At 47.0% G+C, this 22,665-nt stretch carries 19 protein-coding genes and 1 pseudogene; 4 read left to right on the top strand and 16 right to left on the bottom strand.

What is annotated here, in order from left to right:
- Positions 1-289: 289 nt before the first annotated feature.
- The 13 genes from BM200_RS03580 to BM200_RS03515 form a co-directional block, all read right to left on the bottom strand.
- Positions 290-730, bottom strand: a complete 441-nt coding sequence (locus tag BM200_RS03580) for a cell wall hydrolase (protein WP_091181397.1) — start codon at positions 728-730, stop codon at positions 290-292.
- 899 nt (positions 731-1,629) lie between these two features.
- On the bottom strand, positions 1,630-2,151 hold the full coding sequence (locus tag BM200_RS03570; RefSeq protein WP_245772932.1) for an AAA family ATPase: 522 nt from the start codon (positions 2,149-2,151) through the stop codon (positions 1,630-1,632).
- Positions 2,152-2,416: 265 nt separating this feature from the next.
- Positions 2,417-2,668, bottom strand: a complete 252-nt coding sequence (locus BM200_RS03565; RefSeq protein WP_175532722.1) for a DUF7667 family protein — start codon at positions 2,666-2,668, stop codon at positions 2,417-2,419.
- 170 nt (positions 2,669-2,838) lie between these two features.
- Positions 2,839-3,720 carry a putative RNA methyltransferase gene (locus BM200_RS03560; protein ID WP_425434515.1) on the bottom strand — a complete coding sequence of 294 codons (882 nt, stop codon included), beginning with the start codon at positions 3,718-3,720 and terminating at the stop codon, positions 2,839-2,841.
- A 286-nt stretch (positions 3,721-4,006) separates the two neighbouring features.
- Complete coding sequence (locus BM200_RS03555) at positions 4,007-4,405, bottom strand: S-layer homology domain-containing protein (RefSeq protein ID WP_139230746.1); 399 nt, start codon at positions 4,403-4,405, stop codon at positions 4,007-4,009.
- Positions 4,321-5,193, bottom strand: coding sequence for an ADP-ribosylglycohydrolase family protein (locus BM200_RS03550; protein ID WP_091181394.1), 873 nt, complete (start codon positions 5,191-5,193; stop codon positions 4,321-4,323). The genes BM200_RS03555 and BM200_RS03550 overlap by 85 nt, the downstream gene beginning before the upstream one ends.
- 125 nt (positions 5,194-5,318) lie before the next feature.
- Positions 5,319-5,810 (bottom strand): LURP-one-related family protein, encoded by a 492-nt coding sequence (locus BM200_RS03545; protein WP_091181393.1) that lies wholly within the window; start codon positions 5,808-5,810, stop codon positions 5,319-5,321.
- Positions 5,811-6,090: 280 nt separating this feature from the next.
- A complete protein-coding gene (locus tag BM200_RS03540) occupies positions 6,091-6,759 on the bottom strand; it encodes a class I SAM-dependent methyltransferase (RefSeq protein WP_091181392.1) in 669 nt (222 codons plus the stop codon).
- A 103-nt stretch (positions 6,760-6,862) separates the two neighbouring features.
- Complete coding sequence (locus BM200_RS03535; protein ID WP_091181391.1) at positions 6,863-7,912, bottom strand: ABC transporter substrate-binding protein; 1,050 nt, start codon at positions 7,910-7,912, stop codon at positions 6,863-6,865.
- A gap of 23 nt (positions 7,913-7,935) precedes the next feature.
- Entirely contained in the window at positions 7,936-8,898 is a 963-nt protein-coding gene (gene yjfF / locus BM200_RS03530; RefSeq protein ID WP_091181390.1) for a galactofuranose ABC transporter, permease protein YjfF, read from the bottom strand.
- Positions 8,891-9,931 (bottom strand): ABC transporter permease, encoded by a 1,041-nt coding sequence (locus BM200_RS03525; RefSeq protein WP_091181389.1) that lies wholly within the window; start codon positions 9,929-9,931, stop codon positions 8,891-8,893. Before BM200_RS03525 ends, yjfF begins: the two co-directional genes overlap by 8 nt.
- Positions 9,932-9,935: 4 nt before the next feature.
- Positions 9,936-11,441 carry a sugar ABC transporter ATP-binding protein gene (locus BM200_RS03520; protein ID WP_091183463.1) on the bottom strand — a complete coding sequence of 502 codons (1,506 nt, stop codon included), beginning with the start codon at positions 11,439-11,441 and terminating at the stop codon, positions 9,936-9,938.
- 82 nt (positions 11,442-11,523) lie between these two features.
- Positions 11,524-12,579: an ABC transporter substrate-binding protein gene (locus tag BM200_RS03515; protein WP_091181387.1), complete on the bottom strand. Its 1,056-nt coding sequence runs from the start codon at positions 12,577-12,579 to the stop codon at positions 11,524-11,526.
- 296 nt (positions 12,580-12,875) lie between these two features.
- Here BM200_RS03515 and BM200_RS03510 point away from each other — a divergent pair, with 296 nt between their 5' ends.
- The 3 genes from BM200_RS03510 to BM200_RS03500 are packed head-to-tail and all read left to right on the top strand — an operon-like array spanning position 12,876 to position 17,172.
- Complete coding sequence (locus tag BM200_RS03510) at positions 12,876-14,669, top strand: sensor histidine kinase (protein WP_091181385.1); 1,794 nt, start codon at positions 12,876-12,878, stop codon at positions 14,667-14,669.
- A 14-nt stretch (positions 14,670-14,683) separates the two neighbouring features.
- Entirely contained in the window at positions 14,684-16,231 is a 1,548-nt protein-coding gene (locus BM200_RS03505) for a response regulator (protein WP_175532721.1), read from the top strand.
- Positions 16,228-17,172: a sugar ABC transporter substrate-binding protein gene (locus BM200_RS03500; protein WP_091181382.1), complete on the top strand. Its 945-nt coding sequence runs from the start codon at positions 16,228-16,230 to the stop codon at positions 17,170-17,172. Before BM200_RS03505 ends, BM200_RS03500 begins: the two co-directional genes overlap by 4 nt.
- 48 nt (positions 17,173-17,220) lie before the next feature.
- Here BM200_RS03500 and BM200_RS03495 read toward each other — a convergent pair whose 3' ends face one another.
- The 3 genes from BM200_RS03495 to BM200_RS03485 form a co-directional block, all read right to left on the bottom strand.
- Positions 17,221-18,501: a glycoside hydrolase family 27 protein gene (locus tag BM200_RS03495; protein WP_091181380.1), complete on the bottom strand. Its 1,281-nt coding sequence runs from the start codon at positions 18,499-18,501 to the stop codon at positions 17,221-17,223.
- A gap of 127 nt (positions 18,502-18,628) precedes the next feature.
- Positions 18,629-19,525 carry an AraC family transcriptional regulator gene (locus BM200_RS03490; RefSeq protein ID WP_245772880.1) on the bottom strand — a complete coding sequence of 299 codons (897 nt, stop codon included), beginning with the start codon at positions 19,523-19,525 and terminating at the stop codon, positions 18,629-18,631.
- A 134-nt stretch (positions 19,526-19,659) separates the two neighbouring features.
- Positions 19,660-22,254: a winged helix-turn-helix domain-containing protein gene (locus BM200_RS03485; protein WP_091181378.1), complete on the bottom strand. Its 2,595-nt coding sequence runs from the start codon at positions 22,252-22,254 to the stop codon at positions 19,660-19,662.
- A gap of 151 nt (positions 22,255-22,405) precedes the next feature.
- Between BM200_RS03485 and BM200_RS30295 the strand changes: the two are divergent.
- Positions 22,406-22,501, top strand: a pseudogene (locus tag BM200_RS30295) (S-layer homology domain-containing protein); the annotation flags it as partial.
- Positions 22,502-22,665 lie beyond the last annotated feature (164 nt).

Raw genomic sequence — 22,665 nt, 5'->3', positions numbered from 1 at the left:
TCAAGAAAGTATTTTTGGAATAAATCCCATGCTGTAATCTCATGCTGCTTTCCTGAAATGGATAATATCATCAATTGAAATCGATTTCAATAACTAATTCAAAACAATTTAACTGATATCTGAAGTAAACAGCTGGTTTATGGTGTTAAATACTTCGCACGCCGGACTCATAGTTGCTCACTTTTTTTGAAATCGATTTCAAAATTAACAACAACTTTATTACACTAAACCCAAAGAAGCCGCGATTTACGCGGCATTAATGGGTAACGTTCTTGGCTGTGACAGTCAGTTACGTATTATATATATTTTGACATTCTTGCACTGTAGGTTGATAAAAACAGTGCTTCTTCCATCTTCCTACGAACGGCTGATCATACCAAGTTGGCGGACATGGCCCGGGATTATCGAACGATCCTGGACGGAAATACCAAAGCGAGAATTCGCCTGGCCAATTCCGCTCCCCGTTCACAGCCCGCTGCGCCAGACGACGTTCCCTCTCTCTTGCGCCTTGATAGTACATACTATGTTGCAGCGCTTCGAACGCATGCGGCTGGTTGATCATTTGGGGAATTGTTCGGATATCTTTAAAATCGGAGCAATTTCCTCTTATTCGGTTAATGCCAACATTTCCCACGAGGAGCATGCCCATCTCGCCTTCGGTCTCAGCTTCAGCGCGAAGCAACCTTGCCAACATATCAATATCCTGTTTCCTGGATTTTACGACTGCCATTGGCTCACCTCTTTATATTTCTAGACTCATCATATTGTAGGTAAAGCGGATGTGTTACTCTGGCATTCAAATCCGAGGTAATAGCTTCTTTAATTTTTCATTAAAAGAATCCCAGTTCCCATTCGATTCAGTAACTCCCAATCCATACCTTTTTCATTCACTTTTCAATAACACTTGTCACATGTATACCCGTAAACACCTTAGCATATGAAAATGTAATCAAACGTTTGAAGATTGATTTTTATCTTCTTCAATATGTCGTAATTTATCTCTCTCCAATGCTTCCGCTAATAAATCGCGTTTTGGTATCTTGCTGTTAATATGCAATAGTAGCCCTGCATTTAACAGGAGTAAAATGAAAATAAGAATTAACATTACCCACCATTCCCTTTTCGTGTAACTATCTTTATTTCAACAAAAACAGCAGCCGAAATTACATGACGGCTGCTGTCGTGTTGTTGTGAATGAATGTCCCCTTAGCGATTGAGCCCATAAGTTTAGAAACTTTTGTTAGAATTCTTTTCCACTATCTTTCTCAAATGAATGATCTCATCTCTAAGCGATATAGTTTCTTTTTCAACTTCATCAACAAACTTTAATAAAGTAATACCAATTGCTGTTAGAATGACACCCACTAATGGGAATACAACCCTCTTTGCTGTTAACGACATAAACACGCTATCTGGGGTTTCGGACGAGTATGAATGAGGAAAGTATTGCCATATCCCGAAAATAATCAAAAAAATCCCTGCTAGAATCATTACATACAAAATCTTTCTCGTAGTGTTGTAATACATGGTTGTCCCCCAGTGTCAATAAAGGTTGGGTGAGTAGAGGCGGCTTCTTCTACCACTAAGATTAATACCTGTTGAAGTAGTCAATTCGTCGAATTGCATTCATCATTTGTTGTTTATTCTCTTTAAAATTACGTCTATAATTTCAGTTGTCTTCAAGTGATCCGTAATTATATGCTCTTTATAAATATCCTTCTTAAAAGCTTCGACACATTCAGCCGTCCTTTGGAATGACCATCCTCCAACTGTATCGCCACGCTTGACTAACCTGTTATAAATGGTGTCCTCTGAAGCTATTAAACAAAAATGATACAGTTCTTCATCCAATTTTTTAAATCCATTGTAAATGTAATTGAAATTTTCCTCTTTAAATAAGGTCATGGGTACAATTAAGTGTTTTTGATACTTTTGTTTTACCTCACCCGCCACCTTTACGGTCAAGATTTTCCAAAGTTCAATGTCCTGGAAATCATCAGTTTGTTCATGGATATGCCTTACTTCCTCAGGTATTATCTTTCTAATCATTAGTCCAATTTCTTCAGGATCAAATATTATGCTGTTCGCAACTAATGTTTGCAGCATTTGGGCAGTGGAAGTCTTACCCGAACCAAAAGCCCCATTTATCATGATAATCACGCAATCACACCCCTGCTATTATTCAACTGAGTGGCTGTCTTAACTCTTCTGTCATTTGCTCAACTAATTCCGGGATCTTTCTTGATAATTTCGCCATAGGAACGGTCTTGCCCTTTAATTCCATTAAAATAGCGGCTGCTGGTTATTAAAACAAAAAAACAGCTACCGACTGTTTGTCGGCAGCTGTCTTGTTGGTAAGCTTAAATTTCTTCGTAATAACTGTCCGGTTAAGTTACGGCTGAGCGCTAGTCATTCACTATAATTGGGACGAGCCCGGCGGCATACCGCACAGCCTCTCCAGCCTTTGGCAAATCTCGTGCTGCCATGTAACATCCCCGGCCATGGACGCGGCCAGCGATAGATTGTACAAATTGGCGATTTGTCTAATATGCATAGCATTGACCGCCAGACAGTGCTCGAAGTCTGCTTGCTCTTCACTGGTCAGATGCCGGCCCCCGCGAATGATCCACAACTCCGCAAGCCGTTCATGTATCGGCAAAATGGTCACGTCTTGCGCCTCCCCTCTATCGTCTCACACTATTAGCCAGTATGACCAAAAAAGGCCTTTCTATTTCTCAATAAACCAAACAACCTTAGTCCGGCGAACTGCCGAGCTAAGATTGTTTTTCAATTCTATACTATACTTACTACGCTCCGTTAGAGTCTTAATCTAATGGTTTATTTCTTGCCAATCAAAATTTTAAAGTCCATAGTGACTTGTTTCAGATTCATCTGTCGAATTTTTTCTATGCGCTCCTTGGAAGTCCCCCAGGATAATGGCGTCATACCAAGCAAAGGTTCGATTAAGGGTTCACTCAGATTTGCTTGATATCGAATGCTTTCAACATCTAATAACTTAAAGTGTTCGTTAAAATGACTAGTTGTAAGTGAATTTGAATAAACCTGTTTTTCTGATCCCTTGTAAAAGATTTCTCTTAATTCTATTAGATAATCCTGTTCAGGGACGATTTTAATCATCAAACCATCATCTGTAATTAATCTCTGGAATTCTGAATAGTTTGCCGGCGAAAGAATGTTTAAAATGAATTGGAATTGCTGACTATTAAATGGACAGTTTGCAATGTCCGCGACACACCAAATCGCATTTGGATATTCAGCTGCAGCAAAACTAATTCCCTCTTTTGAAATATCGATCCCTACAGCCAATAGTGGGTTATTTTTTTTCTGATTTATTTCTTTCTTTATGTTATTTAAGTGAGTGCCTTCTCCACAACCTGCATCCAGTATGCTCACAGGCTCATTGCTCGGGAGTTGACTCGTTATAATTTCACTTACCGCAGCATGTAAGGGATTAAATAAACCGCCTTTGCTGATTTCCCTTCTGTATTCGAAAATTTTTTTATCGTATTTTGCATGACTTGCTCGAGACAATAGGTTTATATATCCTTGCTTTGCTATATCAAAACAGTGCTGACTGCCGCAAACTAAACTTTGCAAATTGACCATTTGCATCTGACTTTTACATAATGGACATATAAAAATCTCCTGAAAACTTTCGATTTTGCCAGCACTCATCAACTTTTTGCTTTTTTTCAACACAAAGAGCACCCTTTCATTCGTATTAGGTGAACGAAAAAGGCACAGCCAAATAAACCCAAGCCATTATGTTTAAAAAGCCGGGTTATGTGAGCTGCACCTTACGTTACCTTAAACGAATGAATTTGATGATCATATTTAACTCTCCCTAATTAAATTACATTAAAACACTCTTATATTAGCATGATTCTCCTGTATGAGAAACCGTATTAAACGGCCCACATTGTCACATGACTTTAACAATAAAGCATCCGATGCCTATTATGCACCGGATGCTTTATTTATCATCTTATTTCGCTTTATGATTATAATCCAACAAATGCAGCACCATGGTGACCGCTTCTGCACGAGTAGCCGTTGCCTCGGGTATAAATCGGTTATTCCCTCGGCCTTTGACAATCCCGGCATCATAAGCTGCCGCAACGTAAGACTTTGCCCATGCCGGGATAAGACGATCATCTGCAAAGTCGGTTGAAGCATGAGTTGACTGCTCACTAAGCGTACGCATAAGCATTGCTGTCATTTCAATCCGGCTTATTAACGCATTAGGGAGGAAGCTGCCATCCTTATAACCTTTGATCATTCCCTTCCGATAAGCAATATCTACGGCATTAACTGCAAATGGTGCAATCTCCGCTTGATCCGAAAATGTATGGCTGCCGAGGCTCCCAGCGTAGCAGCGGTACAATCCGTGTCATATCCGCAGTTAACCGCTTTCAAAATGGCGTCTCCAAAATCCTCGCCGTATAGCCAGCCAAGGATGGTAAAAGCGATATTTTGCGGGGCATCGGTAAAATTGTCACTGCCATGATGCTCAAGTACGAGTGCACGCGCCTCAAGCCAATCCTTGCCTTCCTTATGCCAGCTGATGAGGTCCTTTACAGCCAGCGCTGTACGGCAGTTAGCAGGAATATAGCTAAGGCCAATCTGAATGAGAGTATCCCGGTCGCTTTCAGCAAAAGCGGCACTTTCGATCGCGGCAAAGAACATTTCTCCATAAACGCCTTCCCCGCCAGCATGGTCGAGGATCGCGTCCTGATAGGCATAATGGGCAGCAATATTAGGAGCGCAAGGGGCAACCATCGCCCATAACTCAGATCGGATCGGGGAGCCCATGCAATCCACAAAAGGATTATTAAACGATCCCGAGACCGGAGGAATTAATCCTCTGCGGAGATTGGTCAGGGCGTAGCCGTATTCGTCATATGGGAAAAACACATGCTCCAGCCATTCCTGGCCAAGCTCCTTCGCAGTCATTCTGGCCCCGTGACGTTCCAGCGCATGCAAAGCTACTAATTGCAGATCCAGATCATCGTTTGCGAGCGGCAAATTTTTAAGCTCCGGATAGAAGTCGAGCTTTAATACTTCCATCTCCCCTTCAACCGGTCCGCCTAGCGTTCCTCCAATGTTTTTTCCCATCCAGCCGCCGTACACTTTCTTATAGAACTCATCCTCATTTAATACGCTTCTGCTCATCCCGGTCCCTCCAGTTGTGGAATACCAATCTGAATCATTCTTCTTCAATGTACCATAGTTGAGAGTTTGATAGGCTTTAAGCAGGAAATAAAAAGACGCCCGGCATGGACGTCTTCTCTCTATTATTAAGTAGCTGCGCTGTTCGCAGCCTTCTGAATTGCATGCATTCCGATGATAACGGCGATAAGCTCATAAGAATCCAGAAATTCGCATTGATTATCGAGCACAAAAGCTCCGGACGAAAACCAGCCATTCACTTGCTTAAACTGGGCGACAACAATTTCCGATTCGTCTACAATATCATAGTCCTTCGAGAAGGCCGGAGATATAATCTCATAATCCCCTCGTCCTATGGTTTCATAGGTATACTTTTTCGAGAAGAACGACAGCCTGCTTCTAAGCCTTCCCAGCTGCTCCCCGTCCGCACCGTTGACCTCCCATTTGCCCGAGAAGAAAGGAAATCTACCGTTATACAGCAGCTCTCCATTCGCCCCATAGATGTCAATGGCAGAACCAAACGCGCTTCTCAAATCCAAATGTCCAACCTTTTGTTCCTGCCCATCCAAAATCTCCGTCAATCCGGCGTTCCAGAAGTTTTCCCGAAAATATAATTGCAATTTAGCCGCCCCTTTCATGTGCCCTGCCAAGGAATCAACGATCTTTCTGAAAAGAAGCTATAATCCTACACCATATTCCTTTTAATGCTAAATTAAACGTTGGTACAAGCCAAAATGTTTCATCTTTCTCGCAATAAAAAGATGACACCAGCAGGTGGGCGTCATTGTCTAATCTATTATCTATTTTTGCAATACCATATGAATATAGCAGGAAAAGAATGTGGACTTGTACCTACTAAATCTTTCATCAAACAAAAAAATATTTTATGCCTTTTGCCAGCTAAACCCCATCACTTGCAGCTGGATAGAGCGGCGCTAAAGCGGCTTCAATCTTATCGGCCACCAGCGTGTAAAACTCTGGGATATTGGGGTTGGATGAGCTTTGAATTTCTTCAAAGGTTCGGATATATAATCCTGAAGCACCCGCTGCCGACAGAATGTCGCCAAGGGTCCAGCTGCAGGCCAGCACCTTGCCTAAACCTTTTCTCTCCTCTTCCGGCAGCAGCTTAGCGAATGCAACATCGCCTTCTTTGACACGCCTGTCAAAGTAATTGCCGCTAGGCTCCGGCAGATTATAAGTATTCGCCCATGCCCTTGCAAAAGGATGAAAATCGGTCAGCAGAAACCGTCCGTTCGGACGCAATCGGCGGCGGACAACATCAAGAGCATAACGCTGATTCTCTGCGGATAAATCCACAACCGTAACCTCTGCCCCAAGCATAGCCAGCGCGATCGCTTTCCTCCCGTGAGAACCAAGCAGATTGAGAACCCGCTTCCCTGCCGGATCTCCTATGTATTTCAACCAATACCGCAAATGATGAACGCCTGTCTGCCTTAATGTCTCGGCTAATTCTGCAGGAGAACCGTATTGCCGTACCCATGCTTCGTATGCTTTTGTTTCCCAAGCGATTTTGTTTGCCTTTACTAACTTTTCCTGTACCAGCTCCACCGCCCTTTCCAGATATAACCAAACCTATTATAAGCGACGTTTCTGTTTCCAAAAAGAAAAAAATCCGCACTTCGCGGATTTCCGTCTGTCTGAGACTACTAGGCTAAAATTTACGCTTGCTTATCTCTTCTGCCGCTCTCTCCTGCGTAAAGATATCCTCCGGCGGAACCATGCGCTTCGGCAAGGTTCGGCCGGCCATGATTTCCTTAGCCGTCTGCATTAGCTGCGGACCTAGCAGCGGATTACATTCGACAACCGCGTTCAGCTTGCCTGCCGCAAGCTGCTGCAGAGCCTTGCGGGAGCCGTCGACCGATATGACAATGATGTCGATACCAGGTCTGAGACCTGCCTCTTCAATCGATTCAATCGCACCAAGAGCCATATCGTCATTATGAGCGAATAACACCTGTGGACGCTCCTTTGCAGGGACGTCCAGGAAGGTGCGCATCACTTCCCTGCCCATCTCTTCCGTAAAATCGGCAGGGGCGCTTTGTGTAATGACCATATCCTCTCTTGCCGCAATAATGCTTCGGAAGCCTTCCCCCCTCTGAATGGAAGGAGTAGAGCCCTTCGTTCCCTGCAGCTCGGCAATCCGGATCGGGCCTGGCTGGTTGCGCATCCGGTCGATCAAATATTTGCCTGCCTTGACGCCCTCTTCATACAAGTTAGAGCCAATGGTTGTCACAAAGAGGGACGTGTCCTTCACATTAACCGAACGATCCAGAATAACCGCCGGAATCCCGGCTTGCTTGATCTCGAGAAGAATATCCTCCCAGCCGGATTCCACAACCGGGGCAATCGCAATGACATCGACTTTCATTTGAATAAAAGAACGGATCGCTTCGAATTGCTTGGTTTGGGACTGCTCTGCATTTTCGATTATTAAGTGAATACCGGATTCGGCTGCCGCATCCTGTACTGAAGCCGTATTCGCCAGACGCCAGGCACTCTCGCTTCCCAATTGGGAGAATCCAAGGGTAATGGGCTTCTCCGGATTTACCGATGATGCGGAGCTTTTAAGCCATTCGCTAATGGCCGGAGGCGCTTCGCTGTCAATCGATGGTGCGGGGACCGAGCCTTCCTCACGGGATGTGCAGCCTTGGAGCATAAGTAGAACAATTAGACCAAATACAAGATAGATTAGCCGTTTCATGCCCGCCCCCTTGGAATTACCCCTTATGTCTTCAGTGTTATGCGCCTTTCACTGAGCAATCTCTGGAATAGGATAAAGACAAACAATAATAAGCCGATCACAATTTTGGTCCACCAGGAGCTAAGTGTTCCTTCAAAGCTAATTATAGTTTGGATAACCCCCTGTATCAATACGCCTATGAAGGTACCAGCGATGTATCCGACGCCGCCGGTAAGCAAGGTTCCGCCGATGACAACCGCGGCAATCGTATCGAGCTCCAGTCCCATCGCATGAAGACCATACCCGGACAACATATAGAAGGTAAACACCACCCCGGCCAGTGCCGAGCAGAAGCCGCTAAACGCATAGACCAGAATTTTGGTTCTGGCAACCGGCAAGCCCATCAGCAAAGCAGACTGCTCGCTGCCTCCAATCGCATAGACATTGCGCCCGAATCTCGTATAATGGGCCAGAAAGATTGCAGCTAGCACAAGGGCTAATGCAATAATGACATTGATAGAAATATTGCCCCCCGGGAGAATTACCTTCGTTTGTGCCACCTTCGTAAAAAAGCCATTCGTCACCGTAATCGTATTAATGCTGATGATATAACAGACTCCTCTGGCGAGGAACATCCCGGCAAGCGTAACGATAAACGGCTGAATTTTGAAATAATGAATAATAGCGCCCATTAAGGTCCCAAACAATGACCCCAGGATAAGGACCATCGGTATGACAACGGCTGGCGACCAGCCTTGCTGTTCAACCAGGCTTGCGCATAACATCGTCGTTAGTGCGATAACGGATCCTACTGACAAATCGATTCCTCCGGAAATGATGACAAAGGTCATCCCTACGGCGGTGATGATGAGGAAAGAGTTATCGATCAGCAGATTATACAGTACCTGCGCGGAGAAAAATCCGGTATAACGGAATGACCCTGCGGCAAACATGGCTGCAAGCAGGCCAAAGGTAACGAGAATCGGAATATATTTGCGGTTAAGCATGGCGGGTAACCTCCTGTTCGGCCGGATAATTCCTTTTTTTCCAACGGGTTATAAGCGTCTTCCGGAAAGCCTCGGATTGAATGAGACAAACGGCGAGCACAACAAATGCTTTGACGACAAGCGTAATTTCGGGAGGAACGCCAATCATGTAGATCGTTGTGGTCAACGTCTGAATGATTAAGGCGCCAATAACCGTTCCCATCAAATAAAACCTGCCTCCGTTCAGCGAAGTACCTCCAATAACAACCGCCAAAATGGCGTCAAGCTCATACCATAAGCCGGCATTATTGCCGTCTGCACTGGAAACGTTCGAGCTTAGAATGAGGCCTGCAACTCCGGCGCATAATCCGCAGAAAATATAGACCGTCAGAATAACGGTTTTGGAACGAAGACCCGCGAGCCGGCTTGCCTCAGGATTGCTGCCGACCGATTCAATGAACAATCCGATAGCCGTCCTTCGTGTCAACAGAGAGGCAATCAGCAATGCGGCTGCAACGATAAAAATGGAAAACGGCAAGGCTGCAAGCGAACCCGCGCCGATATATTCATAATTCGAATTCGAAACGGTTATAATCTGTCCGCTTGTAATCAATTGCGCGATGCCGCGGCCGGCAACCATTAAAATAAGAGTCGCAATGATTGGCTGAATGCGAGTAATCGTTACGAGTGCGCCATTCCACATGCCAAGTACAACAGAGAGAATAATGGAAGCACCTACCGCTCCTATAACGAGCAGAAAGGAGCTTTGATCCGTGCCTTTGCTTATCGTTAGACAAGCCATCGCGCCTGATATGGCAACGATGGACCCGACCGAGAGGTCAATGCCTCCCGTTGCAATAACAAGCGTCATTCCGATCGATACAAGGATAAGCGGTGCACCGAAATTAAGAATATCAATAAGACTGCCATACAAATTTCCTCCGCGGATAACAAGAGAGAAAAAATCCGGAGAATAGATCAGGTTAAATAATAGTAGTGCGCCAAGCACGGTTACCGGCCAGAACAAATGATGCCTGTACAATTTGCCTCCCATTGCCTTATCCTCCTGCCATCGCTTGCATAATTTCCTTCTGGTTAATCTCGCTGCTGCTCAATTCCTTCACTTTCATCCGGTCTCGCAATACGGCTACGCGGTCACTGACGCGAATCACTTCTTCCATCTCGGAAGAGATAAAGAGAACCGACATTCCTTGTTTCGCCAGGGATAGAACAAGCTTCTGGATTTCCGCTTTGGCACCAATGTCAATCCCTCTGGTTGGTTCATCCAGTATGAGCAGATCCGGCTCCGTCAGCAGCCAGCGGGCAAGCAATACCTTCTGCTGATTGCCGCCGCTGAGGTTCTTGATTAAGTGTTCGGGATTCGGCGGATTAATGTTCAGCATCTTGATATATTGTTCGGCAATCTCATCCTGCTTTTTGCGCGACAGCGGTCTCGACCAGCCTTTGGTTGCCTGCAGGGCCAGTATAATATTTTCCCGGACCGTAAGATCATCGATAATGCCCTCCGTCTTCCGGTTCTCTGAGCAAAAGGCAATGCCAAGGTCTATCGCATTTCTGGGCGATTTCACCGTACTGCCGGAATCCGCTACAAGCAGCTTCCCTTCATCCGGCCGGTCTACACCAAAGAGCAATCTGGCTATTTCCGTCCTTCCCGAGCCCAAGAGGCCTGCTAAACCAACAACCTCACCCTTGCGGATCTCCAGATCAAACGGTTTGATCGCGCCTTTGCGTCCCAGAGCAGATGCGTTAATCATCATCGTACCGGCCGCTTCGCCTGCTTCCTCGGACAGCTTCGGCAGTTCTTCGAGCAGCTTCAGATCCTTGCCGATCATCTTCAATACAAGCTCAATGCGCGGCAGCTCGGCAGCCATGTACTCCCCTTCCAGTTCTCCGTTACGAAGCACGGTGATCCGGTCCGACATTTCATAGACCTGATCGAGGAAGTGGGTAACGAACAGAATCGCCAGTCCGTCGCTTTTTAATTTTCGCATGATGCCAAATAGCTGCTGGACCTCATTTTGGTCCAGACTGGAGGTTGGTTCATCGAGAATAAGCACTTTGGCAGAAATGCTGAGAGCCCGCGCAATGGCAATCAACTGCTGGATAGCGACGGAATAGGCGTGAAGCGGCAGCGTCACATCAATCGACAGGTTTAACCGTTCCTTCAAGAGCTGCTTCGCATCCTCGTTCATCTTCTTCCATTGAATCCTGCCAAACCTCCGAGGCTCTCTGCCTATGAAGACATTCTCGGCCACCGTCAGATTGGGACATAGATTCACTTCCTGATAAACGGTACTTATCCCGGCTTTCTGCGCCTCTAGCGGACCTGCGATCGTTACAGTCCGATCATCGATTCTTACCGTTCCTTCATCGATGGAATATACCCCGGTCAACACCTTAATCAAGGTAGATTTGCCTGCTCCATTCTCTCCCATAAGCGCATGGACTTCACCGGGGAACAGCCTGAAATCCACGTTGGACAAAGCCTTAACGCCAGGGAATCGTTTCGTAATTCCCGTCATTTGCAATAGCGGTGTATGCATATATCCGTCTCCTTTCCAAGCGAAAAAGCCGCCAAGCGGCAATCTGGTGCTCCAGGCGGCTTTTCGTACTATTCTTAGAACATTAGTACTGACGGCTTGGCAAAGCTTCCTTCGCCTGCTCCGAAGTAAAGGTTGATTCTTTCGTAACGATACGCGCATCAATTTCTTTGCCGTCTACAACGGCTTGAACGGCTTCCATAAGCTGTGGTCCAAGCAGCGGGTTGCATTCCACGATAAAGTTGATCTTGCCGTCTGCTGCTGCCTGCATGCCGTCTTTAACCGCATCGACTGAAATAATAATGATGTCTTTGCCCGGCACAAGACCAGCCGCTTCGATCGCTTGAATCGCGCCTAATGCCATATCATCGTTGTGGGCATACAGAACGTCGATATCTTTATGCGCCTTCAGGAAAGCTTGCATAACCTCTTTGCCTTTGGCACGTGTAAAGTCACCGGTCTGGGAAGCAATAATTTTGAGCTTGGGATTGGAGCCGATCATTTCCTGGAAGCCCGCTTTGCGGTCATTCGCCGGAGCAGAGCCCGTTGTCCCTTGCAGCTCTACGATATTGACATCTTCCTGCGTATCTTTATATTGATCCAGCAGCCATTGGCCGGCTTTCTTGCCTTCTTCAACAAAGTCCGAACCGATAAACGTCTTGTACAGCGACGTATCTGCCGAATCCACCGCGCGGTCTGTCAGGATAACCGGAATGCCGGCGTCCTTTGCTTCTTTCAGTACCGTATCCCAACCGGATTCTACAACCGGAGAGAAAGCGATCACGTCGACCTTTTGCTGGATGAAGGAACGGATGGCTTTAATCTGATTTTCCTGTTTCTGCTGCGCGTCGGAGAACTTCAGATCAAAGCCCACCTCTTTTGCCGTATCCTGAATCGACTTCGTATTAGCCGTACGCCAGCCGCTCTCTGCCCCTACCTGCGAAAAGCCAAGCGTAATCTTCTTGTCTCCTGCACCCGTACTGCCCGTATCCTCCTGCGCCGCAGCTGTCTCGGCCGGCTTATTGGTGGCATTCGCCGTATTGTTCGCGTTATTGCCTCCATTACCTCCGCCGCATGCGGTTACAATAGACATCATGACAGCAAGCGTTACAGCAAGTCCCCATCTTTTCTTTAGCTTCATCTGGTTAATCCTCCCTTAAGTTCACCATGTTTGGCGTGCCTTAAGTATAGATCCGGAGCTTAAAGGGAGAATATGGAATCCGTTTCGAGTTTGATTTAATAATTTTGGTATCTTACTCGGACCTTCAACGTAAAGTGTAATTTTTTTGGCAAAAGGTGCACTATGCCGCGAATCTCTTAAAAGCGCTAAAAATCATGCTATAATGAGAAAACTTCTATCGAGGCCACTCTTGCCTTAAAAATTTTCAAGTTCTATTGTGGTGGAACAAATTTCATCTTAATTGGAGAGAACAACCAATGAAGCTCATCAAGTGGATTACTTCGAGCCTCCGGGCCAAATTGCTGAGCATGTTTATTATTCTTACTGCCGTTCCTTTACTGCTCGTTGGACTCATCTCCTATCAGAAATCGTACAATACCGTCTCCGATCACAGTAAAGCCTCGACCCAGCTGGCCGCGGACCAATTAGCGCGCAATATGGATAATCTGTTCGGGGATACCGAGAGGATCTTGGAAATGGGGAAGGATCCGCAGGTACTGCAATTCCTCTATTCGCAATCCGAGACGTATCAGGAAGCCAAGTCGATCCTTCAGACGTTCAAGTTCTACCGGGAAACCTATCAGTACGACAAAGTATTAAACATATCGATGGTGAACTTTTACGGAAAAGGCATCAGCGAACGGAAAGGCGTTTTCCAATTAGACCGTAACCCGCTGCGAAATCCGTATTTTCAATATTTAACGCAATACCCGGATGCCGTCTTGCGAATTCCCGAGTCCGCTTCCTCCGATCATAACCGTCTCGACGGATTTACTTATCCGAATCAGAATGCGTTATCGATTGTCGCGGCAATTAAACAGCGAATTACGCATGAAGTTATCGGCTTTATAGTTATTGACCTTAACGAAGCGATGATTGATGATTTTCTGGCGAATACCGTTATCGGCAAAACCGGCTTCTTCTATATTAATGACCAATACGGAACCACCGTCTTCCAGCCTCAGTCCCCCAAGGCCTCGCACAACATTCTGGAACAGATCGCGCAGGAACCGATGACGGCAGCAAGTGACAGCTATGTTCTCCCAACCAAATCCAAGCCTCAATTCATTGTATACAGCACGTCGCAAATTACCGGATGGAAAATTGTCGGTGTCGTGCCGTTTCAAGAGATTATCGCAGAGGCCAACAGCATTCGGCAGCTGATTATCGTCAGCGTTGTGCTTAGCGCGATCTTTGCTTTAACGCTTTATTTCTTCCTGACTAACCGCCTTACTCTACCGATTCAAATCCTGATGAACAAGATGCGCAAAGCCTCAAGCGGTTACCTGGATGCGAAGGTGACGCCAACCGGGACGGATGAGATTGCGGATCTTGGCAACAGCTTTAACCGGATGATTGAAGAGATCAAGAGTCTGATGAATAAGAACAGACGGGAGCAGGAACAGAAGCAAATGGCGGAGCTGCGAACCCTTCAAGCCCAGATTAACCCCCATTTTCTGTACAACACTTTGGACTCGATTATTTGGATGGCTGAAGCGGAGAAAAAAGAAAGCGTTATCAAACTTGTCAAAGCCTTATCCCGGTTCTTCCGCTTAAGCTTGAACAAGGGCCGAGACTGGATTTCAATTAAGACGGAGCTGGAGCATGCGCATAATTATCTGGTCATCCAGCAGATGAGATATCATGATATTTTGCAATATGAGATAGAGGTTGATCCCGAGCTTCAAGTCTACCCGATTCTGAAGATGAGTCTGCAGCCTTTAGTGGAAAATGCGATCTATCACGGAATTAAAAACAAGCGCGGCCAAGGATTGATCAGAATTAGCGGGCATGTCGAAGATAGAGATCTAATCCTGACGGTGGAAGACAACGGAATTGGCATGACGCCGGAGCGGCTGGCACAGCTGCAGGAGGAATTGGAGAAGCCGATCGACTCTCTGGCAGCCCAGCAGGATGATCAGGAAGGCGGCTTTGGCCTGCAAAATGTGCATCAGCGGATCAGATTGTATTTTGGCCAGCCCTACGGGGTTGAGATCTGCAGCATATATGGAGAAGGCAGCAAAATATCGGTTCGTATTCCAAAAAAATAAGGATGGTCATAACGATGAAAAAAGTGATGATCGTTGACGATGAAATATTAATCCGCGAAAATATCCGGAGCTGCGTGGATTGGACGAAGGAAGGCTTTATCTACTGTGGAGACGCGCCAGACGGAGAAATCGCATTGCCTCTAATTGAGGAGCATAAGCCTGATATCTTGATTACGGATATTAAAATGCCCTTTATGGACGGCCTCGAATTAACCGCCATTGTCCGCAAACAGATGCCCGACATGAAGGTTATTATCATGAGCGGGCATGATGAGTTCCGGTATGCCCAGAATGCGATACGGCTTGGTGTCGAGGATTACTGCCTGAAGCCGATAAGTGCATCCGAATTAATTGCGATCCTTCAAAAGGTCAGCAAAAAGATTGATGAGGAACAGAAACGGCAAAAAAGCCAGTCCATTACGAAAGAGCGGCTGCTGTCCGACCTATGCGGCGGATTAATCGGCACCTCGGAAGCGATCGAATCGGCCAAAGAGCTGTCCATTCCCCTCACCTCCCGTTTCTATGCGGCTGCCATTCTGGATATCAGACTAGCTGAATCTTCGGACCTGACGCTCCTGAACGGGATCAGGAATGAAATCGACAGACAGCTTGAACAGCCGATCGAATGCTTATCTTATTATCGCAGCAGGTCGGAGCTCGTCTGTATCTTCAAGAGCCATTCCGCAGAAGAGATGGCCCAACTGCTTCAATCCTTTAATCCCCGGATCCGTACAGAGCTGGAACGTCAGTTCGGCTGTGAAATTTACACGGGTATCGGCAGTATACAGGAGAGGATTCAAGGCATCCACTTCTCCTACCTGGAAGCGGAAGAAGATAAATATATCAGCCGGCTGACCCAGCTCAATCAAGCATCCCTGCACGATATCCACGAGCCTATGGACGTTGTGCTCGACCGCAGTATATTTTTCGAGTTTGTGAAGATTGGCGTTCCATCGCAGCGGGATTCCTTCGTCCGCGAATTTGCAGGCTCGCTGAAGTCCCTGCCGTTTATGTCCTCGTACAGCTTTTACCTGTTAAATGATCTAACCCTGGAGGCGCTCCGCGCTGCGAAGCAGTCCTTCCGTACCGGCGCGGATCCCGGCTGCAGTATCGCCCGGCTTCAGCAAGAGATCAAAAAGATTTCTACCTGGGAGGATTGCTGCCATTATTTAAGCAGTCTGCTGAATGAGCTGTGGCAGTGGCGGGCGGAATCATCGGATAAATACGGTGACGTCATCAAACAAGTGAAGGAGTATATTGTAAGCCATTATAATAATGAGCAGTTATCACTCAAAATCATTGCGAATCATGTGAGGATCAGCCCCAGCCATCTAAGCAAGGTGTTCAGTCAGGAGACGGGACAGACGCTTACCGAGTATTTAACGCAGATACGGATTGGCAAGGCAATGGAGCTTCTTAAGACAACTCGCAGCAAATCATTCGAGATTGCCTTTGAGGTCGGCTATAACGACCCCCATTACTTCTCGAACCTGTTCAAGAAGATGACGGGCATGACACCCAAGGAATACCGGAATCAAGGTACAAAGGATGAGACGGCATGATCCGAATGATTGGCATGTACATGATGATCACCATTTTATTATGTTCCTGTTCCAATAACGGGACGGATCAATCTGCAACGCTTAATCCCCCTTCGCCTAAAGGCAGCTTCACCAAGGATAAAACCTTTGGTATTATTTATCCGATGACTTACCCTACTTATGAACTCGTCACACTGGATGCGAACGAAGCAGCAGCCAGCCATAATGTAGCGTTAATCGTTAATGCGCCGGATGAGGCAAATACGGAACAGCAAATCCGAATCATGGAATCCATGATCAAGCAAGGTATTGACGGGATTGCCATCTCCCCCGTGGATTCCGCTGCTCTGGCTCCCGTCATCAATAAGGCGGAAACTGCAGGAATCCCGGTTGTCACCTTTGAATCGGATGCCCCGGGCAGCAAGCGGACTGCCTATATCGGAGCAGACAACTTCCTGACAGGCAGACAAAGCGCAATAACGGTGAGTCGGCTTCTCGGAAACAAAGGAATGATTATTGTAGAAAACGGCATGGAGGAAATGCTCGGCATGAAGCAGCGGTTGGAAGGCTTCCTGGATTATTTGAACCAGGAATCATCCATTGATGTTCTCGAGGTTCATCATAATAAAGGCAGCGAGGAGCAAGCGATGAGCGATATTGAAAGTATGATTGATGCCCATCCCCACTTTGATGCGATGGTGGGACTCGATTATATTTCGGCCTCCGCATCCACGCTCATCTGGAAAGCCAAGGGATTAAACCGGCTGGCTGTATCAATGGGGATTACAGCAACGAACCATGACGCGTTATTAAATGGCCAGCTAGCTGCCGTCATTTCTCAGAACGAAGCGGCATGGGGGCAAAGCATCGTCGAAACGCTGGTGCGGGCGAGTAATGGAGAGCATGTAGATTCGATAGTAAACATGGGCATTACCGAGCTTAATTCCGCTCTGATGAAATAAGTGTCCGCAAACAAATGGCGAACTCCTCTGGGAGTTCGCCATTACAGGTTATACCGTATTCAATCTATACAGAGCGGCACCATGAGGCGGAATAACGGTGGATAGAGTAGTGGAAATTGAACTTATCGTATCCCCGCTCCACAAATTCTTCACACTCGCTTCACCGTCCATACCCAGATCGCTGAAGGATACGGATACCTCAGCAGCCTCTTCACCGGTATTAAACAAGGCAACGTAACGCTCTCCGTTGTTTCCTTCCGCCATCCAAACCACTCGATCACCGATACGCGATACTTGCCGTGCGCCAAAGCTGGTTCGGTGCATATGAAGGACATCCCAGTTCGTTAACAAGGATAACGTCCACTCGTCATTATCACGCATCTCGCCGCCCATCATAAGCGGAGAACGGAAGATCGACCACAAGGTCATCATCGTCAGCTGCTCGTCGCGTGTAAAGTTCGTCATTCTGTCCGGATGCGAACAGCGGACGCCGATCCGGCCAAGCGGAAGCATATCACAATCCGGCCAATTGCCTGGCTTCGGGCGGCCTTCCCATGTTTTGCAACGGTCGAACATATCAAGCAAGAGCGGCCAGCGGTCCCAGAAATCATCCGTCATCCGCCATAGATTAGCGTTTTCTTCCAGGAAGTCGGCATGCTTGACTGGTGCAGGCCCTGGAGACAAGCTGAGAACGATCGGCCGTCCAACATGGTCAATCGCTTTGCGGATCAGCTCGATCTCGCCGAGATGCGCCCCGCCATGCAGCCAGGAATCTGCGATGTCATCCACTTTTATGTAATCGACACCCCACTCGGCGTACATTTCGAAGAGCGAGTTATAATACTCTTGCGCGCCTTTCTTGGAGGCATCTACCCCATACATATCTGTGTTCCAGCCGCAGAAGGAGCAGGTATGCGCAATGTCGCGGGCAGTAACCGAGGTTCCTTTAATTAGGGTGTTATCATGAACAGCCTGGCGCGGTATGCCACGCATAATGTGAATCCCGAATTTTAATCCAAGGCTATGTACATAATCAGCAAGCGGCTTGAAGCCTTTCCCGTCTGCAGCAGACGGGAAACGGTTCACGGCAGGAATTAACCGCGAATAGTTATCCATCTCCAATCTGACGAACGGACGGTATAGATCCGATACGGCTCCCGGCTCGTACCATTGTATATCAACGACAACATATTCCCAGCCAAATGCCTTCAGATGCTCAGCCATATATTCCGCGTTTCCGCGCACTTCATCTTCTCTTACGGTTGCACCGTAACAATCCCAGCTGTTCCAACCAAGCGGTGGTGTTGGGGCAAATTCATGATGCTTCATAGAGACCCTCCTGCATTTCAAGAAATTATAGGAATGAATTGCTGCTACATCCCTATCATAATTCCATTCAGAATCAGGTATCTACAGTAATCTAGTTTCAAGCATAGTAAAATATTGCTCTCGTTCATTAATCAAAATATACACGGTTATAGATAAGCTGCCCTTCTCCCAGACGAAAGTTTCCCGGCGTCTCCCCCGTAATTTTGCGGAACCACTTGATAAAATAACTGCCGCCGGAATAACCGACCTGCTCCGCAATCCGTTCAATACTCCAGTCAGTTTCCTTCAGCAGGCGTATCGCCTCCTTAATCCGGATCTGATTCAAATAATCGTTGGGCGACATGCCCACCGTCTTCGAGAATACACGGAGCAGATGATACTTGGACATCTCAAGCTGATCGGCCAGTTGATCGAGACTAATCATATGCTCAAAGTGGGCTTCGATATATGATATTGCCTCTTTCACCTTAGGCGGCCATTCGCTTGTATCATCCTGAGGAGCCAATGCGAACCGGCACAGCTCGGAGACAAATTGATACACATAGGAGGATGCGGTATACGGCTCCTTGATTCTTCCTGCCTGGGCTTCTTCCCACATGCTCTGCAGCAGGCGAATTGGCCGGCTTCCTGCCGGCAAATAGGGAGTCTCACCCAGCTGCTTCTTTACTTCCTCCCAATTCGGAAGTATAAGTGCCGGACGAAATAACAGAAAGATGAAAGACCAGTGCGTCCCGTCAGCAGGAAAATAATAACGGTGATCGCCAGGAATTTCCGTCAGAAAGGCTTGGCCCGCCTGGATCCGAAACTTCTCTTGGCCCTTCTCATAAATCCCTTCTCCATCAAGCGTATATTGAAATAACAACAGAGGTCCGTCCGATCGGGTCAATCCGTCCCATCTGTATTGCGGATCCGTTATCTTATCCCTTCCGATGGCAAACAGGTTGCATAAGGCTAATTGATCCGGCGTGGTGAAACGAAATCCAAAAGTCCCTGTCGCTGTAGTCGGGCCTGTATTCATATCCATTCCCTCGCTTCTTAGTATGCTATTTATTATCCAGCATAGCCCGGGATAGTCAATATGAAAGGCCATTCCATCTCATGCGGAATGGCCTTGTAAAAAAAAGAAATCTGGAGAGATCTCCAGATTTCCGTATCCTTCTATTGCTCCCTCCTGTTCAACTGACGAGCTGCAGCGAGAGCTTGTGTCCGGGATGAGACGCCAAGCTTGGCGTAAATCCTGGATAAATACACCTTAATCGTACCTTCCGTCAAAGCAAGCCTAGCCGCGATTTGCTTATTCGGGGCACCTTGTTCCAGTAGTTGAAGAATAAAACTTTCTTGCTCCGTTAATGGCTCAACTAACGATGGCACAGCTGCTTGTGATGGGATCTCCTCCTCGGGGAAGCATTCCAGCAGTTTGACTACATAAGCAGGCGATACCCCTTGCAAAGGGAATTGTCCAGTTTCACGCTGACGCTGCTCCGTATACGTGTGCAGCAGCTTCTTCATCAATGGCCCCTCATCTACAAAGCTGCGGATGTAGCCATTTGCCTCGCCGATGACCAGCGCTCCATGCAACAAATGAAGTGCCGCGCTGCGGTTGCCGCGCTGATATTCTGCCAGCGACTGTACAACGCTGATCTCTGTAAGCACGAGAAAGCAATGCTCTTGCTCGATAGCTGATTTGATCAACTCCAGCTGCCGCAGCGCTTCGGTTGTTTTCCCCTGAGCAGTCAGTATTCTTGCATATACCGTATATTCGGACCAGCGGTTAGATGCCGGCTGAATCCGGTCAGACAGACGCAGCTGTGAAATTTCGGCTTTAGCTTCAGCCAGATTGTGTTCTTTTAAATAGAGATGAGCACGACTTGCTCGCAAAGGATATATCCAATGGTATTCGCCTAGATGCTCCGCCATCTGTACGGCCTCATCTATTGCCTCGTGCGCTTTCTGAAATTGACCTGCGGCAGCATGAATACGGGCAAGCGTAATCCGGTTAGGCACAAACAAGCCGGCTGTTTGCCTTGCCCGGTCGGATTGCTCGATTTTGCGAACCAATTGCAGGCTGTCACTCTGCCTGTTCCATTCATAGTAACCTTCGGACAAGGCTTGCACGACATATAAGTTGATAAGTGACTGTCCCCACCCATGCTGCTCCAGCACGGATACGAACCGTTGCCCGATTCTTTCGGTATCGGCAGACAAAACTCCCTTTAATCCAAAAGCGGTCCGTCTTACAAGAGGCTCGATCACATTGTAATTGAAATTATAGAAGATCGGATCCTCCGGCAATACTCCTTGAAGCCGGTACCCGACAAACGTATCCCATTGCTCATAACGTCCGGTGTAGAAGAGCAGATTCGATTGGAGGAACAACATACCACCCTGCAGCGGCTCCAGCTCTGCTGCGTACTCTGGTTGTTCATATTTCCTTTCAAGCTTTTCAACGGTCTCCGCGGCAAAAAACATTTGACCCGTTAAGAAAAATACAAAAGCCTGATAAAGCATTACACTTGCTGTCATAGGGATATGTTCCGAAATTGCCTGTATGCGTTCGAGCAGCGAAGCGAGCTCTCCTTGTTTCAGCGCATCCGGGATATAGGATTCCAATCTTTCCGCTGCTTCGCCGTATCTTTCACTTGCTATCGCATGATCGATGGCTTTATCCAGCATACCCCTGGCAGCAAAGGCCAGACTTGCCGCATGATGATAATCCAGCCATAACAACCGGCTTTGGGATCTGAGGCGGTTCCTTAAGAAATCGGCAAACAGAGAATGATAACGGAACCAACCATTATGATCATCCAGCGGGATGACGAATAAGTTGAGAGCGCGCAGACGCTCCAGTAGAGCCCGGCTGTCTGTGCGGTTGAATGCCTGGTTACAAACCTCCGCATCCATCCGTTCGAAGACACTGCTCTGCAGCAGGAAGTCCGTCAGATCAGCGGGCAGCTTATCGAGCACCTCCTGAAATAAATAAGAGGATACCTTATCATTGCTTCCGTCAAAACCAAAGATGATCCTGTCAATATTCTGCTGGTCTTGGAGCGAAATAGAAGCCAGCTGAAGCCCCGCAACCCAGCCTTCTGTTCGTTCAAACAGCTTATGGGCATGCCTTTGCTCCAGATCAATTCCCGCTGATCTGCAAAACTCTTGCGTCTCTTCTTGGGTAAAGTGAAGCTGCTGCATTCCGATATCTGTCCGCTCGCCTCTTGCAAGCCATTTGGCTGCACCAAAAGAGATCTCTCCCCGGCTTGCAATAATGATCCGATGTTGTGGCGGCAAGTATTCAATAAAGTAAGATAAACTGTTATGGATATCGGCAATCTCAACTTGATGATAATCATCGAGCACAAGAGCAATTGGCTCTTGAACAGCCGCAAGCTCATTGAGTAGCGTATCCATTACAGCATTTATTGTATTGCCGGCAACCATTGCCGAAATAACCGAGAGCGATTCTGTTAATGCAGGCGTCCCCGCTACCATGTAAGCATTCACCACATAGCGCCAGAATCGCGCGGCATCATTGTCTCTTTCATCCAGGGATACCCATGCGGTATGTATACAAGCCAGTTGTGCCCATTGCGCAATAAGCGTTGATTTGCCGGAGCCCGCGGGAGCGCAAACCGTGATCATGCGACCCTTCAAACCGTGCTCCAGGGACTCCAGAAGCCTCTCCCGGACAACCAGATTTTCCTTCACGACAGGAAGCCGTATTTTTGTTTTCAATAGGATAGGTTCAGAGAATAACATACGAACTCCTTCTAATAGGACATATTACCTCTATTATACCGAAACTTCGACATTTTTTGCTGAAAAATTAACTTTCGTTAATCGTATTTCAGTCCCGGAAAAACTATAATCTCCATACCAAATTAGTAGGAGGATTAGATCTTCTTCCGAGGTTGCATCACTTGGGATCATTAAAGGTGATGAGAAAGGTAATTTCCGGCCGCAGGATACGGCCACCCGCGCAGAGATGGCAACAATGCTGCTGCGCATGCTGCAATATTTGGACTTTATCTAAACCCATAACAAAAGGCGCCTGTTCAATGAACAGACGCCTTTTGTTTGCGTAGATATGTGCCAGACAAATAAATTACGCTGAAAAACAGCTAAGAAAAACCATTGCCAATCTTGGCAATGGTTTTTCTATCAAACAAG

It is taken from the genome of Paenibacillus catalpae (genome assembly GCF_900112695.1).
GTDB classification, from domain to species: Bacteria; Bacillota; Bacilli; order Paenibacillales; family Paenibacillaceae; genus Pristimantibacillus; species Pristimantibacillus catalpae.
The sequence above is the reverse complement of the archived record's forward strand: the minus strand, read 5'-3'. Positions and strand labels throughout refer to the sequence as shown.